This window comes from Ruegeria sp. YTSA135 (assembly GCF_059610165.1).
In genome coordinates this window covers 181,990-196,999 of the sequence record NZ_JBXWNC010000001.1, presented here as the reverse complement: position 1 = coordinate 196,999, position 15,010 = coordinate 181,990, and the positions used below count along the sequence as shown (strand labels likewise).

Annotated in this window: 18 protein-coding genes; 12 read left to right on the top strand and 6 right to left on the bottom strand. The window is 57.5% G+C overall.

The window, feature by feature from the left end; translation table 11 throughout:
* Nucleotides 1-129 precede the first annotated feature (129 nt).
* Together AC2FIT_RS00930 and AC2FIT_RS00925 are read right to left on the bottom strand one after the other, a co-directional pair.
* On the bottom strand, nt 130-1,068 hold the full coding sequence (locus AC2FIT_RS00930) for a glycosyltransferase family 2 protein (protein ID WP_496825776.1): 939 nt from the start codon (nt 1,066-1,068) through the stop codon (nt 130-132).
* An 18-nt stretch (nt 1,069-1,086) separates the two neighbouring features.
* On the bottom strand, nt 1,087-2,691 hold the full coding sequence (locus AC2FIT_RS00925) for a peptide chain release factor 3 (protein WP_496825774.1): 1,605 nt from the start codon (nt 2,689-2,691) through the stop codon (nt 1,087-1,089).
* 109 nt (nt 2,692-2,800) lie between these two features.
* Between AC2FIT_RS00925 and AC2FIT_RS00920 the strand changes: the two genes are divergently transcribed.
* From AC2FIT_RS00920 to AC2FIT_RS00885, 8 genes are all read left to right on the top strand, one after another.
* Nucleotides 2,801-3,163, top strand: a complete 363-nt coding sequence (locus AC2FIT_RS00920; protein WP_496825772.1) for a nuclear transport factor 2 family protein — start codon at nt 2,801-2,803, stop codon at nt 3,161-3,163.
* A 75-nt stretch (nt 3,164-3,238) separates the two neighbouring features.
* Nucleotides 3,239-4,018, top strand: coding sequence for an SDR family oxidoreductase (locus AC2FIT_RS00915; protein WP_496825770.1), 780 nt, complete (start codon nt 3,239-3,241; stop codon nt 4,016-4,018).
* A gap of 2 nt (nt 4,019-4,020) precedes the next feature.
* On the top strand, nt 4,021-5,133 hold the full coding sequence (locus tag AC2FIT_RS00910) for a YhaZ family DNA alkylation repair protein (protein ID WP_496825768.1): 1,113 nt from the start codon (nt 4,021-4,023) through the stop codon (nt 5,131-5,133).
* Nucleotides 5,134-5,228: 95 nt separating this feature from the next.
* On the top strand, nt 5,229-6,275 hold the full coding sequence (locus tag AC2FIT_RS00905) for a methyltransferase domain-containing protein (RefSeq protein WP_496825766.1): 1,047 nt from the start codon (nt 5,229-5,231) through the stop codon (nt 6,273-6,275).
* A 45-nt stretch (nt 6,276-6,320) separates the two neighbouring features.
* The gene (locus AC2FIT_RS00900) at nt 6,321-7,442 is read left to right on the top strand and encodes an ABC transporter ATP-binding protein (RefSeq protein WP_496825764.1); all 1,122 of its coding nucleotides are present in this window, start codon (nt 6,321-6,323) and stop codon (nt 7,440-7,442) included.
* A gap of 121 nt (nt 7,443-7,563) precedes the next feature.
* Nucleotides 7,564-8,346 carry a 5'/3'-nucleotidase SurE gene (gene surE / locus AC2FIT_RS00895; RefSeq protein ID WP_496825762.1) on the top strand — a complete coding sequence of 261 codons (783 nt, stop codon included), beginning with the start codon at nt 7,564-7,566 and terminating at the stop codon, nt 8,344-8,346.
* A complete protein-coding gene (locus AC2FIT_RS00890) occupies nt 8,343-8,993 on the top strand; it encodes a protein-L-isoaspartate(D-aspartate) O-methyltransferase (RefSeq protein ID WP_496825760.1) in 651 nt (216 codons plus the stop codon). Before surE ends, AC2FIT_RS00890 begins: the two co-directional genes overlap by 4 nt.
* A gap of 62 nt (nt 8,994-9,055) precedes the next feature.
* On the top strand, nt 9,056-10,222 hold the full coding sequence (locus AC2FIT_RS00885; RefSeq protein ID WP_496826478.1) for a peptidoglycan DD-metalloendopeptidase family protein: 1,167 nt from the start codon (nt 9,056-9,058) through the stop codon (nt 10,220-10,222).
* Between the two features lie 39 nt (nt 10,223-10,261).
* Here the strand turns inward: AC2FIT_RS00885 and AC2FIT_RS00880 are convergent, their stop codons facing one another.
* Nucleotides 10,262-10,933 carry a helix-turn-helix transcriptional regulator gene (locus AC2FIT_RS00880; RefSeq protein WP_068331643.1) on the bottom strand — a complete coding sequence of 224 codons (672 nt, stop codon included), beginning with the start codon at nt 10,931-10,933 and terminating at the stop codon, nt 10,262-10,264.
* Nucleotides 10,934-10,954: 21 nt separating this feature from the next.
* Nucleotides 10,955-11,260: a hypothetical protein gene (locus tag AC2FIT_RS00875; RefSeq protein WP_496825758.1), complete on the bottom strand. Its 306-nt coding sequence runs from the start codon at nt 11,258-11,260 to the stop codon at nt 10,955-10,957.
* Nucleotides 11,261-11,478: 218 nt separating this feature from the next.
* Here AC2FIT_RS00875 and tatA point away from each other — a divergent pair, with 218 nt between their 5' ends.
* The 4 genes from tatA to AC2FIT_RS00855 all read left to right on the top strand — a co-directional run bounded on the left by tatA (nt 11,479) and on the right by AC2FIT_RS00855 (nt 13,992).
* Entirely contained in the window at nt 11,479-11,694 is a 216-nt protein-coding gene (tatA, locus tag AC2FIT_RS00870) for a twin-arginine translocase TatA/TatE family subunit (protein WP_496825756.1), read from the top strand.
* A 6-nt stretch (nt 11,695-11,700) separates the two neighbouring features.
* Entirely contained in the window at nt 11,701-12,159 is a 459-nt protein-coding gene (gene tatB, locus AC2FIT_RS00865) for a Sec-independent protein translocase protein TatB (protein ID WP_068331639.1), read from the top strand.
* Nucleotides 12,156-13,031: a twin-arginine translocase subunit TatC gene (tatC, locus tag AC2FIT_RS00860; protein ID WP_496825753.1), complete on the top strand. Its 876-nt coding sequence runs from the start codon at nt 12,156-12,158 to the stop codon at nt 13,029-13,031. The genes tatB and tatC overlap by 4 nt, the downstream gene beginning before the upstream one ends.
* Nucleotides 13,032-13,149: 118 nt before the next feature.
* The gene (locus tag AC2FIT_RS00855) at nt 13,150-13,992 is read left to right on the top strand and encodes an ATP-binding protein (RefSeq protein WP_496825751.1); all 843 of its coding nucleotides are present in this window, start codon (nt 13,150-13,152) and stop codon (nt 13,990-13,992) included.
* A gap of 61 nt (nt 13,993-14,053) precedes the next feature.
* On the opposite strand, the gene AC2FIT_RS00850 is transcribed toward AC2FIT_RS00855, so the two are convergent.
* A complete protein-coding gene (locus AC2FIT_RS00850) occupies nt 14,054-14,698 on the bottom strand; it encodes an SDR family NAD(P)-dependent oxidoreductase (RefSeq protein ID WP_068331633.1) in 645 nt (214 codons plus the stop codon).
* 42 nt (nt 14,699-14,740) lie between these two features.
* Complete coding sequence (locus tag AC2FIT_RS00845; RefSeq protein WP_496825749.1) at nt 14,741-14,989, bottom strand: hypothetical protein; 249 nt, start codon at nt 14,987-14,989, stop codon at nt 14,741-14,743.
* Between the last annotated feature and the right edge of the window lie 21 nt (nt 14,990-15,010).

Below are 15,010 nucleotides of genomic sequence, written 5' to 3'. Positions count from 1 at the left end.
CCCGGAAGGCCATACGCAACATCGCGCATTTCGGCTTGGAGCGGGACATAACAAAATCGTAGGTCGGGGTCAAATGAAGTCCCCCGAAGATGTTTCTGCGTCCTGCAGATGGGGGTTTACCGCAACAATTCAGGCACTTCCGGGAAAGTGTTTCGCAAGCTTGGCGTTCAAATTTAGGGGTCGATGCCGGAGCATGCCAAATTTCTCAAGCCGCGCATGCACCTCGGGGTCTGCGCCGCTGATCTCATCGAAAAAACTGCGCAGCCCGTCGATACCGTTTTCGGCGTCGATACGGGTTAGCAATTCGTTCATGTTCATCCCGCCATCGGCACGCGGCACGTTTGGGGACATTCCGGGGCGATAAGAGCCACACTCAAGCCGGAATGGAAGGTGAGCTAGCCAGCAGTCCCAATCCGGTGCGTGGCGGTGGCAAAGGTCGACGCCGGGTAGCTCGGCTTTGCAGGGCAAGGGCTCGCCGTTCTGAAGCAGATTGTGGATACGAAAACTGATCTTTGGCAAACCGGTGCGGGCGAATATCTTACCCTGCAAATGACTTAAAAAACCGCCCCGAACAAATGCACCGAAGCTTGGGTAAATTGTTTGAACGAGTTTTTCGCGCCGCGGGCCTTTGGGGATAAACGCCTTGTACTCATCCTCACAGCCGGCCAGTGCTTCGATCGGTCGGACCCGGACACCGGGAAGGTCGTCAGAGACCCCTGCAAGACACTGAGAAATGGGGCGGTCCGGCCATAAAAACTCATCCATGTCGATATGGGTCAGCCAATCCACGTCAGTGTTGCGATAGGTGAAGGATGCATTCGCCGTCTGGCGAGTCTGGTGCGCTTGGGGCCGGTCGCGTTTCCGGCTTGCCCAGAACCTGTGATCGCACGTATGGACGTCGATCTTTTTGTGCTCAGCCAGTGCGCCAAAGGCTACCGAGTTGGGTTCGTCCAGAAAGATGTACATCCGGTCGACACCCAAGTCGAGGTGATAGGCCACAAAGCGCAGTATGTCCGGGGTCGGGCCCCGAACGGTCGAAACAATGCCCCAGCTCGGGTTACCGGTCATAAACAGCGTTTTGGCCGATCACGTCATCATTTCCTTGGTCGCCGTGAGGTTCAGTGCCGGATAGTCACGCACAACTCGGTCAATGTCCCACTGCAGTCTGGTCAGGTACACGATGTCACCATCATGGTCATGGGCGATGTGCTGTTTGTTGGCGTTGACAAACTTTTCAACGTCGGCCTTGTCGCCGCTGACCCAACGGGCTGACGTGAACTGAGACGCTTCGAACCGGACGGGCAGGCCATATTCCATCTCGATCCGGCTGGCCAGTACTTCGAACTGCAGCGCGCCGACAACGCCGACGATAAAGCCCGAGCCGATTGAGGGTTTGAACACTTTGGCCGCGCCTTCCTCGGCGAATTGCATCAGGGCTTTTTCCAGATGCTTGGCCTTCATCGGATCGCCCGGACGGACGGTCTGCAGCAGTTCCGGCGCGAAAGACGGGATGCCGGTCACGCGGATCGCTTCGCCTTCGGTCAGCGTGTCACCGATGCGCAGCTGGCCGTGGTTGGGGATGCCGATGATGTCACCGGCCCAGGCTTCTTCGGCCAGTTCTCGGTCGGATGCCAGAAACAGCACTGGGTTCGAGATCGCCATCGGCTTTTTCGACCGCACATGGGTCAGCTTCATGCCGCGTTTGAAATGCCCCGAGGCCATGCGCACAAAGGCCACCCGGTCACGATGCTTGGGGTCCATATTGGCCTGCACCTTGAAGACAAACCCGGCGACTTTCTTTTCGTCCGGGGAGATCTGACGGGGTTCAGCCGATTGGATCTGCGGCTGAGGACCATAAGCACCGATGCCCTCCATCAATTCTTTCACGCCGAAGGAGTTGATGGCGGAGCCAAACCAGATTGGCGTCATATGCCCTTCCAGCACCGCCTGTGGGTCGAGTTGGGGCAACAGTTCGCGCGCCATTTCAACCTCTTCCAGCAGCTTCTCCAACAGATGCTCGGGCACGTGCTCAGCCAGTTTGGGATCATCCAAACCGTCGATCTGGATGCTTTCGGCCACCTTGTTGCGGTCGGCACGGTCCATCAGCTCCAGCCGGTCGCGCAGCATGTCGTAGCACCCGATGAAGTCGCGACCCACGCCGATGGGCCATGCGGCGGGCGTGACATCAATGGCCAGCATTTCCTGAATTTCGTCGATGATTTCGAACGTATCGCGGCTTTCGCGGTCCATCTTGTTACAGAAGGTCAGGATCGGCAGATCGCGCAGGCGGCAGACCTCAAACAATTTCTGCGTCTGGCTTTCCACACCCTTCGCGCCGTCGATGACCATCACGGCGGCATCCACTGCAGTCAGCGTGCGATAGGTATCTTCCGAGAAGTCCGAGTGACCGGGCGTATCCACCAGATTGAACCGGTAATCGCCATAGTCAAACGACATGGCCGAGGCGGAAACCGAAATGCCTCGATCCTTTTCCATCTGCATGAAATCCGAACGCGTGCGCCGCGCCTCACCCTTGGCGCGCACTTGGCCGGCCATCTGGATCGCGCCCCCGTACAATAGGAACTTTTCAGTCAGCGTCGTCTTGCCCGCATCTGGGTGCGAGATGATGGCAAATGTCCGGCGACGGGCGATCTCGGGCGGCAGTACGGGTTGGTTCGAGGTATCAAGCATAAGCGCGCGTATAGGCGGGGAAACCGGCCGAGGCAAGATAAAGGGGATGTTCAGAATCGTGTTGCTGTGGCAATAAGAACATAAAGAGAACAAATAGAGGGGAAGACCAATGAACTTAAAAGAGATTGCAGAAGAACTGGTTGCGGGATGTCGTGAGGATCGCGCCAAGGAAAACCTGCCTAAGCTTTATGCGGCAGACGCGGTTTCGGTTGAAGCACAGGACATGGACGGCTCTGGCCGGGAAACGCATGGTGTGGACGGAATCCGCGGCAAACACGAATGGTGGGAAGGGGCGCACGAAGTGTCAAGCGCCACGGTCAGTGATCCGTACCTGCACGGCGATGACCGTTTTGCCGTGATCTTCGAGGTGCAGGGTAAGGTGAAGGAAAGTGGCGAGAGTTTCGATATGCGCGAAGTTGGCGTCTATCACGTTGCCGATGGTAAGATCGTGCGGGAAGAATTCTTCTATTAAGCCGGTGTTGCCAATCTGGTCTTTCCTGTCTGGCCGGTGCTAGACATGCGGCCAATGAAAGGCAGGGAGGATCAGATGAATCTGGGTATTCGTGGAAAAAGAGCGCTGGTTTGCGCCAGCAGCAAGGGATTGGGCTTGGGCTGTGCCGAGGCATTGGCCGAGGCAGGTGTTGATCTGGTGATGAATGCGCGCGGGGCTGAAACGCTTGAGCGCGAAGCCGATCGTCTGAGGTCCCAGCACGGCGTTTCGGTGCAGACCGTTGCCTGCGATGTGACCTCCCCCGATGGTCAGGCGCAGGTCATTGAAGCCGCGCAAGACATTGACATTCTTGTGACAAATGCTGGTGGTCCACCGCCCGGTATGTGGTCGGATTGGGAGCGTGACGATTTCATCAAGGCGCTGGATGCAAATATGTTGACGCCGATTGCGTTTATGACAGCACTGTTGCCGGGAATGATGGACAAGGGTTGGGGCCGGGTGGTGAATATCACCTCGCAATCCGTGCGGGCACCGATTGCCGTTCTGGGTCTGTCAAATGCTGCGCGGACCGGATTGACCGGATATGTCGCAGGCACGTCGCGGCAGGTGGCACCGTATGGCGTGACGATCAACAATCTGCTGCCGGGTATCCACGCCACCGACCGCGCGGATGCGCTGGATAGCGGTGTGGCAGAGCAAAAGGGTATCTCAATGGATGACGCTCGGGCCGAGCGTGCTGCGACGATTCCTGCACGCCGCTATGGCACGCGGCAGGAATTCGGTGCTACCTGCGCGTTTCTGTGTTCCCAACAGGCGGGCTTTATCGTGGGGCAGAACATCCTGCTGGATGGTGGTGCCACAAACTTGACGATGTAGGGATGTCACAAGGATTCTCGCTGAAAGATCAGCTGTATAACCAAGAAAAGACCCGCTATCTGGCGGGTTTGTTCGCCGGGGCTGCGCCGACTTTTAATGCCCAAGCCTTTGAGGGTCAGGTGATGTCCCGCTTGCTGGACCTTGAGCTGAAAGAGCGCATAGCCTGGATTGCCGAGTGCCTGAAAAATGCGTTTCCGGGGGCGCTGCCGGATGTCGCGCCGACCCTTCTGCGGGCGCTGCCGCCACCGCTTGATCCAACCAAAACGGATGACGATTTCGGCGACTTCATCTTTGCCCCTCTGGGCGAATGGATCGCGTCCGTGGGATTGGATCATCCTGATCTGGCGCTTGATGTGCTGGAAGAAGTGACGCAGCGCTTTTCGATGGAATGGGCCATCCGTCCGTTCCTGAACACTCATCCACAGCTGGTGCTGGATCGGATGCAACATTGGTGTGATCATGACAGCTATCACGTGCGCCGGTTGGTAAGCGAAGGTACACGACCCAGACTGCCTTGGGGGCAAGCGGTCGGACTGGACTTGAAAGATCCGTTACACTTGCTGGACAGACTGCATAAAGATCCGACGCGCTATGTCACGCGGTCGGTGGCGAACCATCTGAACGACATCACCAAGAAGAACCCTGATCTGGTTCTGGATCGGTTACGCGCGTGGGAAGCAAAAGGTCAGCAAGATCAGGGCGAACTGCGTTGGATGACATCTCATACCCTCCGCGGGCTGGTCAAAACAGGTCATCCGGGAGCCATGACACTGCTGGGATATGATCCTGAGGCCGATGTTACCGTTGAATTGCAAATAAGGGGTGAGGCGCGGATTGACGGGCTGTTGGAATTCGATGTCTTGCTAGGCGGACAAAATAACCAACCTGTCCTAGTCGATTATATCGTGCACTTTCAAAGGCCTGGAGGGAAAACCTCAGTTAAGATTCACAAGCTGAAACAGGCAAGGCTGCGGGATGGTGGGCTGAGCCTTAGTAAGTCGCACAAGCTAAAGGGAAACGCGTCCACATACACTTTGGTTCCTGGTGCGCATAGGCTTGAAATTCAGGTCAATGGACGGGTGCGTACGGGTGCGGACTTCGAATTACTCGCATAAACCCTCACGCTTTCGTCAGATTTTGCCTCAACGGATTGCACCAACGACAGGGCTGAATTACCTGATTTCCAGCCATCGGGAAAAGGAAACCTGTGATGAATCATGAGTCCGTGCAGAATTACTATGGTGAAGTGCTGCAAAGCAGTTCGGATTTGCAGACCAACGCGTGCTGTACCCCGGACGCCATGCCGGATCATCTGAAGCAGGTTCTGTCCAAAGTTCATGATGAGGTGCTGACCCGTTACTACGGCTGTGGCCTGATCGCGCCGCTGGATCTGACGGGGATGAACATCCTTGATCTGGGTTGCGGGGCAGGCCGCGATGTTTATGCTCTGTCTGCGATGGTGGGCGAAACGGGCCGGGTCGTCGGCGTCGATATGACGCTCGAGCAGCTGGAGGTTGCGCGTGCTCATCAGGATTACCACGCCAGTGCATTTGGCTACGCGGCCAGCAATGTGGAATTCCACCACGGATACATCGAAAGGCTTGATGAACTGGACCTTGAGCCGGGATCTTTCGACATCATTGTCTCAAATTGTGTGATCAACCTAGCCACGGACAAAGGGGCGGTTCTACGCGGTGCGCACCGTCTGCTGAAGGATGGTGGCGAGATGTATTTCTCGGACGTTTACGCCGACCGTCGGGTGCCAAAAACCATGGCTGAGGATGACGTTCTGTACGGCGAATGCCTTTCCGGAGCGTTGTATTTGAATGATTTCCTGTCAATTGCCCGCAAGGCCGGGTTTGGCGATCCGCGCCGCGTCACGCATCGCCCGCTAACCATCGAAAATCCGTTGCTCGAGGCACGAGTAGCTCCGCTGAAATTCCAGTCGGCCACCTACCGCCTGTTTAAACTGCCAGGGTTGGAACCGGCCTGCGAGGACTATGGGCAGGCGGTGGTCTACAAGGGCACTATCCCCAACGCGCCGCATCTGTTTGAACTGGATGACCATCACGCGATCGAAACAGGCAAGGTTTTCCCGGTCTGCGGCAACACCTGGCTGATGCTGAAAAGCACACGTTTTGCGCAGCATTTTGAGTTCATTGGCGATTTCTCCACTCATTTCGGCATATTTGAAGATTGCGGTGGAGAAAACGCATTTGAAACGCCGGGCGAGGTCGCGTCGGGCGGATGCTGCTGATGTCTTGCACCTGACGGGCGGGGTTGCTATCCCCGCCTAAGCCCGATGAATTTGATCGGGAAAAGACAGCGGGGCCCATCGGTGACAGTAGACTCAACTCCTCCTCGTCTGGAAATTCGAAATTTGATCGCGCGGTACGAGGGGCGGGTTGTTGTTGACAACGTATCCCTGTCTGTCGACGCGGGGAAGGTGACTTGCCTTCTGGGGCCATCGGGCTGCGGCAAGTCGACGACCTTGCGCATGATTGCCGGGGTCGAGATGCAGGAATCCGGTGAAATCTATGTAGACGGCAAGTTGATTTGCGACACCGTGTTCCGAATCCCGCCAGAACGCCGAGAGATCGGTCTGATGTTTCAGGACTTCGCGCTGTTCCCGCATCTTAACGTGGCCGACAATGTGGCTTTTGGTTTGAAAGGCCACAAGGACGAAAAGCGTGCCCGGGTTGAGGAACTTTTGCGCAAGGTCGATTTGATTCACTTCATTGACAAATACCCTCACCACTTGTCGGGGGGAGAACAGCAGCGCGTGGCGCTGGCCCGTGCGCTTGCGCCGCGTCCGCGCATCATGCTGATGGATGAGCCATTCTCGGGCCTTGATAACAGGCTGCGTGATGGAATCCGGGATGAGACGCTGGCCATTCTCAAGGAAGAGGATGCTGCTGTTGTTCTCGTCACACACGAGCCTGAGGAAGCGATGCGTATGGCGGACGAGATCGCCTTGATGCGGCGCGGCAAGATCGTGCAGCAAGGTGCGCCGTACAATGTATACACACGTCCAGTCGACAAGGCTGCGATGGCCTTTTTTAGCGATATCAATATTTTAAAGACCAATGTTAAAGGCGCTTTGGCTGAAACGCCGTTCGGGCAATTCCTGGCTCCGGGCGTTCCGGACGGGACAAATGTCGAGATCGTGTTCAGGCCACAACACGTTCGGTTGGACTTTGACCGCAATGGCAAAGGGCCGTTGCCTACTGCAACCGATGGCAAGGCTGCGCGTGGTGTTGTGGAACGCGCGCGTTTTTTGGGCAATGAAAGCCTTGTCGAGTTTCGGATGGACTATGACGGATCGATCTTGAAGACGACAGTGCCAAACGTGTTTGTACCAAATCCTGGGCGGGTCATGTGGTTAACGGTTCGCCGCAGTCATTGCTTCGTTTTCCACGCTTAGGGTTCAGACGCGCAGTTTTGACCCAAGTGGTGCGCGAAAGCCTCAGATTGCACGCCTGCTTTGCTTGCCGCCACGCGAGGGCGGGTCTATCAAGGTTCAAACACTGCGGCGGATGGGGCTTATGCGTATTCTTCTTACTAATGATGACGGCATTAACGCGCCGGGTCTGATCGCGTTGGAAGCCATCGCAGCCGATCTGGCCGGACCCCAGGGCGAGGTTTGGGTGGTCGCGCCCGCGTTCGAGCAATCGGGGGTTGGGCATTGTATCAGCTACACGCACCCGATGATGGTCGCCGAACTGGGCGAGCGCCGGTTTGCGGCAGAGGGCTCTCCTGCGGATTGCGTGTTGGCTGGATTGCACGACGTGATGAAGGATGCGCACCCCGATCTGGTGCTGTCCGGGGTCAACCGGGGGAATAACTCGGCAGAGAACACGCTTTATTCCGGCACTGTCGGCGGCGCGATGGAGGCCGCTTTGCAGGGCATTCCGGCAATTGCCCTGTCGCAGTACTTCGGACCGCGGAATCTGGGGCTTGACGATCCGTTTGAAACGGCGGCCCGGTTCGGCGCTGGTCTCGTGCGAAAGATCCTGGATGCTGCGCCGGAAAATCAGGGCGATTACCACTTGTTCTACAACGTAAATTTCCCACCTGTGCCTGCAGATGAAGTGCTGGGCACGCGGATCGCTCCGCAAGGATTTCGTCGTGACACGCATTTTTCGGTCGAGCCGCACAGCTCGCCCTCGGGACGGCGGTTCCTTTGGATAAAAGGCGGCTATCAGCACAACCCAACCGCGCCGGGCACGGATGCGGCGGTTAATCTGGCGGGCTACATCTCGGTCACGCCGATGCGTGCGGATCTGACGGCACATGATGCCCTTGAGGCATTGAAGACAATCGAATGACCGGACCGGACCCCGAAACAACCATGCAGTTTTTGTTTGCCCTGCGCTCGCGTGGGGTGACGGATGCGCGTGTGCTGGCAGCGATGGAACAGATCGACCGGGGCCAATTCGTCAAGGGCTTGTTTGCCGATCGCGCTTATGAGGATACACCACTGCCGATTGCGTGCGGGCAGACGATAAGCCAGCCTTCGGTGGTGGGGCTGATGACGCAGGCGTTAGATGTGCACCCGCGCGACAAAGTGTTAGAGGTTGGCACCGGATCTGGCTATCAGGCTGCGATCCTGTCCAAGTTGGCGCGCCGGGTCTATACGGTTGAGCGCCACAAGCGGCTGGTGCGGGAAACCGGGCAGTTATTCCGCGACCTCGGCCTGACCAATGTAACCGCAATGTTGACGGACGGATCTTTTGGTTTGCCCGAGCAGGCCCCATTTGACCGTATCATTGTAACTGCGGCGGCAGAGGATCCGCCCGGGCCGCTCTTGGCGCAGCTTAAAATCGGCGGTATCATGGTTTTGCCGGTGGGACAGTCGGATGCGGTTCAGACGCTGATCCGTGTCAGGCGGACCGAGACCGGCTTGGACTATGATGAGTTGTTGCCCGTTCGTTTTGTGCCCTTGTTAGAGGGTCTTGGTAAGGACGGGGTGTAAGGATTGTTAGGCAACACGCGACGGAACCCCGGAGAACACGGGCAGGCGTTGAGGACAGTATGATGAGAGCAGTTTCCAAGTCAGCGATACTCCGCTGCGCCACCGGCGCGACAGCTTTGGTGATCCTTGCGGGGTGCGAAGGTCCGCTGGATTATGATCTTCGTGGAAATGTGGGGGGATTTTCGACCTCTGATGCCGCGCAAGCCGCGACAGCCAATCGTCCGACCCCAGATGCCCGAGGCGTCATATCCTATCCAACATACCAGGTGGTTGTCGCGCGCCGCGGTGATACGGTTGCAGATGTTGCCGCGCGGGTTGGATTGCCCGAGGGCGAGTTGGCAAGTTTCAATGGCTTGAAACCCACTGATAAGTTGCGTGACGGTGAAGTGATCGCTCTGCCGCGCCCGGTCGGTGGTGCCAGTACCGTCGATATCGCCACCATAGCCGGAACCGCGATTGACGAGGCGCCGACAGATGGGTCGGTCCGGACGTCGACGCTGGAGCCCGCGCAGCCTGCGGCGACGGCACCCGATCCGACCCCTGCGCCATCTGGGCCAGAGCCGATCCGGCACAAGGTCAAACGCGGTGAGACGGCTTACACCATCGCGCGGCTCTACGATGTGCCAGTGGATGCGCTGGCCGAATGGAATGGATTGGGTCCGGACTTTACCGTGCGCGAGGATCAGTTCCTGCTGATCCCGATCAAGAACCAACCCGCACCACAACAGGCTCCTGTAGCCGCCACCAACGTGACGCAGCCGGGGCAGGGTTCGCCAACGCCGACCCCGCCCAGTGCAACGCAACCACTGCCGGACGAGGTGATCGCCCCGGCCGAGCCAGCACCGGACGTGACCGCCGAAGCACCGACCAACCAAAGCAGCGCAGCCCTTGGGCTGCCGGTGACAGGCACGATCATTCGGACCTATGAGAAGGGCAAGAACGAGGGGATCGACATCGCCGCCGCTCCGGGCGCGGCTGTAAAGGCAGCCGAAGCGGGCACCGTGGCTGCGATTACCGCAGATGCAGATCAGGTACCTATCATTGTAGTCAAACACAGCAACGATCTTCTGACGGTCTATGCGAATGTCGACAAGATAACGGTGAAAAAGGGCGATCGCGTGCGCCGGGGTGAGCAGATCGCCTCACTGAGGGGCGGAGACAATTCTTACGTGCATTTCGAAGTGCGCAAAGGATTCGAAGCTGTCGATCCCGAGCCCTATTTACAGTAAATGCACTGGCTGGATTCGACCCGCCTTTGGTTGGGCGACCTAGTTATAGGGGTCGTAGTCGCTGAGCCGTTTTCCCGGTTCATCGGCAAAAATCTCGGGCAGGGGTGAAACGGCTTCGATCAAGTCGATGCGAAACACCCGGAAACCGTCCCGCAACTCGCACCACGCGGTCAGGGTCCAGACACGACCCCAATACTCCATGTGCAACGGGCGAATCGTGCGCTCGGTCAGCACACCATCAATGCGACGATAGGACAAATGCAGTTTCTGGCGGGATTTGATCGCAGCACGGATCGGGGCCATGTGGGCCAATCCACGCGCTGCATCCGCAAAGGGATACACCGCGAATTTCCATGTATCTGCCTCGGCCACGACTTGGGTCGGCAAAACTGCGTCGATCTTTTCAGCCAGTGTTTCGGCTGCCGCTTTAAGATCAGCGTCTGCCGCCTCGGCCACGATAGCCATGCCAAGGTTCAAGGCTTCCAATTCTATCGGGGTCAGGGTTAAGGGGGGCAGGGTGATCTGTTCGCGCACCATGTAGCCGACGCCGCGCTCGCCCTCCACAGGCACGCCCGAGGCGACAAGAGTGTCCATGTCGCGGTAAATCGTGCGGACCGAGACCTCAAGCCGGTCCGCGATGTCCTGCGCGCGGTGCAGTTTGCCGTCGCGCAGGATCTGGATGATGTCGAACAGACGGTCAGTGCGGCGCATGACACGCCGTTCCGGCTGCTTTTATGCGGTCATTTTCCATAGCACATTCTCATGGCGTATCTGGATGCTTTCGGGATTGATCGCAGCCATCATGCCAGCAGCACATTCCTGCTGAGGAAGCTGAGCGGCTGCGTCTTGTGCAGCTTTCAAATCCGTCCAGATGACATAGTCGGTCCAACGTCCATCCTCACCTTGGCTCAGCTGACGGTGGACGAATCCGGGGGCTGAGCGGACAAACGCCTCGGACGCCTGGCTGAGCTTCACGTATTCCTCCGGCGATGTGCCGTCAGTGAGGGTGAAGGTGACGATTTCTGCAACATGGGTCATATGTATCTCCGTTGATCAAGTTTCGATAACCGTGTCCTAACCCTGTGCAACTGACATAAACCTGTCAGTTGGAAATAACCAGTCTACAAAAAATGTGTGATGCCGCCAGATTTGAGCGTCGAACGCCGTTCCGCCACTTTTCCCACGGGCCTGGCAGGCGTAGACACGAGCCAGATCATATTCCCGACGCTTGGCGTCGACGTACAAGGAGAAGAGACATGCTCAATAATATCGGCCTTCCCGGCCTGCTGTTGATCGCCGTTGTGGTACTGGTACTGTTTGGCCGCGGCAAGATTAGTTCGTTGATGGGCGAAGTGGGCAAGGGCATCACATCGTTCAAGAAAGGTGTGAAAGAAGGCACCGACGAGATAGAGCAAGACGCCGCCGAAGTGGCAAAAGACGTTACGCCTGAGTCTAAAAAAGATAAGGTCTAAACGAAGATGTTTGATCTGGGCTGGACCGAGCTTTTGGTCATCGGCATTGTTGCCCTGATCGTTGTGGGGCCAAAGGACCTGCCGGTGCTGTTCCGCAATGTTGGTCGTTGGGTTGGCAAGGCCCGTGGCATGGCGCGCGAATTCAGCAGTGCCATGAACGAAGCGGCCGACCAAGCGGGTGTCAACGAAATCAAAAAAGGTCTGAATGCGGCAGCCAACCCGGTCAGCAGCGCCATGGACGGTGTGAAAGAAGCCGCACAGGACATGGCCCGCAGCATTGACCCGACCAAGTTCGACCCTGATAGCGAGACGGGCAAACTGGCCGCTGAACGTGCCGAGCAGGCCAAGAAGATTCAGGCCACGACCGCCCGCGCAGCTGCCGAACGCAAGGCCAAGGAAGCCGCAGATGCTCTTGCCAAGGCCGAAGAGGCCGAGGCCGCGCTAAAAACTGAAAGCAAGACATGACCAACACTGACGAGATCGAAGACAGCTCGGCCCCACTGATCGAGCATCTTGCAGAGCTGCGCACAAGGTTGATTCACTGTGTCGTTGCGTTTCTGGTCGGCATGATCATCTGTTTTACGGTTGCTACGCCGATCTTTAACTTCCTCACCCGTCCCCTGTGCGACGTGCTGGCCGAAAGGGGACAGGATTGCGGGCTGATCTTTATCTCTCCGCAGGAAGGTTTTTTTGTCGCCATCAAAGTCTCGCTTCTGGGTGGGTTCATGCTGGCGTTTCCGTATATTGGAATGCAGATGTGGCGGTTCGTGGCACCGGGTCTTTACAAGTCGGAAAAGAACGCATTTCTGCCTTTCATGGTGGCTTCTCCCTTTATGTTCCTACTGGGGGCAAGCTTTGCGTTCTACGTGGTCACGCCGCTGGCCTATGACTTTTTCCTAGGGTTCCAGCAGTTTGGCGCAGAAGGCGAAGCTGTTGTCGAAGGCACGGCTTCCGCTCCGCTCAGCGTGGTGTTTCAAGGGTCAGCACAAGAGTATCTGAATCTGACAATCAAGTTCATTGTTGCGTTTGGGCTGTGCTTCCAACTGCCCGTTTTGCTTACGCTGATGGGGAAAGCGGGTCTTGTCAGCGCCGAAGGGCTGGGCAGCGTGCGCAAGTATGCCGTGGTCGCCATTCTGGTTCTGGCCGCGCTTGTGACCCCGCCAGACGTAATTACTCAGATCATTCTCTTTGTCGTGGTCTACGGGTTGTATGAAGTGTCGATCTTCCTTGTTGCCCGCGTTGAAAAGAAGCGCGAAGAGCAACTGCGCGCAGACGGTTATTATGACGACGAAGAAGAGGCGGATGACGAGATCATCCGTGAAGAAGACGGCAAGTAAATCTGCTGTTGGCTAAAGATCAGGCGCGCCCATTGTTGGCGCGCCTTTTTCATCTGGGACTCTTGTTGCTCGGGTCGGAACGTGGTTTGAACCCGCCAAGTCACGACCGGAGGCCCGAATGGATGACCAAGCCCTGAACCGAATTGCCGATGCACTGGAACGCATGGCACCGGCCCCTTTGGCCGCGCCGGATTTCGGTGCCGCACCCGCCTTTGTCTGGCATATCGAACCCGATAGGCTTGAACCGGTCATACAAGTCAACCGCGTCGATCTGGAACTATTGATTGGCATCAACCGGTCCCGAGATACGCTACTGGACAACACGCGCCGCTTTGCGGCCGGTTTCAAGGCCAATAATGCATTGTTGTGGGGTGCGCGTGGAATGGGGAAATCCAGCCTCGTTAAGGCCGTTCATGGGTCACTGCAGGCCGATTACCCGGACCTGAAACTGGTCGAACTGCAGCGTGAAGACATGGGCTCGGTCGCACGCCTGCTGAATCACCTGCGGATTGCACCGCACAGGTTCATCCTGTTCTGCGATGACTTGTCGTTCAGTCACGACGACCAGCACTATAAGTCGCTGAAGGCCGTGCTGGACGGAGGCATCGAAGGTCGCCCCGAGAACGTTGTCTTCTACGCGACGTCCAATCGCCGCCATCTGATGCCGCGGGACATGATCGAGAATGAACGCTCCAGCGCCATCAACCCGTCAGAGGCGGTCGAAGAAAAGGTATCGCTATCGGATCGGTTCGGTCTTTGGCTGGGCTTCCATCCCTGCGATCAGGACGAATATCTTGCGATGATCGACCGCTATTGCGCTGCCTACGGCGTGTCAGTCGACGCCGAAACCTTGCGTGCCGAAGCCATCGAATGGCAGGCAACACGCGGCGGGCGTTCGGGCCGCGTTGCATGGCAATTCTTCGTTGATCTGGCTGGGCGCAACGGTGTGCATATCGCATAACCTGTACGCTTCATCTGGCTGAAAATATCCCCGCCGGAGGCGTGGCCCAAAGGGCCATACACTAAAGCAGCGACAAAATCCGTGCGGCTTCGTCTGCCGTTCCGGTCAATGCATCGCGATCTTCTCCGGGATGGAACCTTGCGCGCACGGCGGTGGGCATCGGTGACGGCTCGACAATTGAAACCCGCGGACCGGTGCGTTCTGTCTCAAGCGCCCAACTGCGTGCCAGCGCCAACTGAGCGGCCTTGGTCGCGCCATAGATGCCATAGAATTTTTGGCCTGCCTTCGGGTCATCAAAGAAAACAGCATGGCCAGTCTCACCCAACAAAGGCGCGATGTAGGGGATCAGCACAGACGTGGCAGTTGCATTGATGCTAACCGCCTTTGTCCATTCTTTCGGGTCGATGAAATGTGCCGGCGTCAGGGCCGAGGCATGGACGGCTGTGTGCAGCCACAAGTCCACTTTCCCCCAACGGTCGTGAATGCCACGGCACAAGGTCGCCATAGCGTTCGGATCAGCAATATCCATCGGCGCCAGCGTGGCCGCGCCACCTTTGGCCTGAATGCGGTCATCCAGTTCTTCCAGGCCGCCCGTCGTGCGGGCAACGGCGACGATGTGATATTCGGGCGCGAGCGCCTCGGCCAGGGCAGCGCCCAAGCCACGAGAAGCTCCGGTAACGAGTGCAATTTTGGTCTGATCGGTCATGACAGCGGTTTGGACCCATGGGCGCAGGGCGTCAAGACAGGATTAGCCGCCCGGAATGGCGATCCGTTTAGTCTGGCCGCTTTGTCGCAGCATAATGCCCTCGGGATCGATCGCCATGACGGTCCCCGACGACACGCGACTGCCAGGTTTGATTTCTTTGATGCGTCCAGAAGACAATCGAATAAGCGCGCGCATATCCTGCGGGGAACCAAAAACACCAAGTACAGAAATAGAGTTTTTCTTCAGCGCACCCTTTTGCGTAGCTGCGCTTTCGACAGTTGAATTCGACATGAAGTTCGGCCCCGCCGCTTT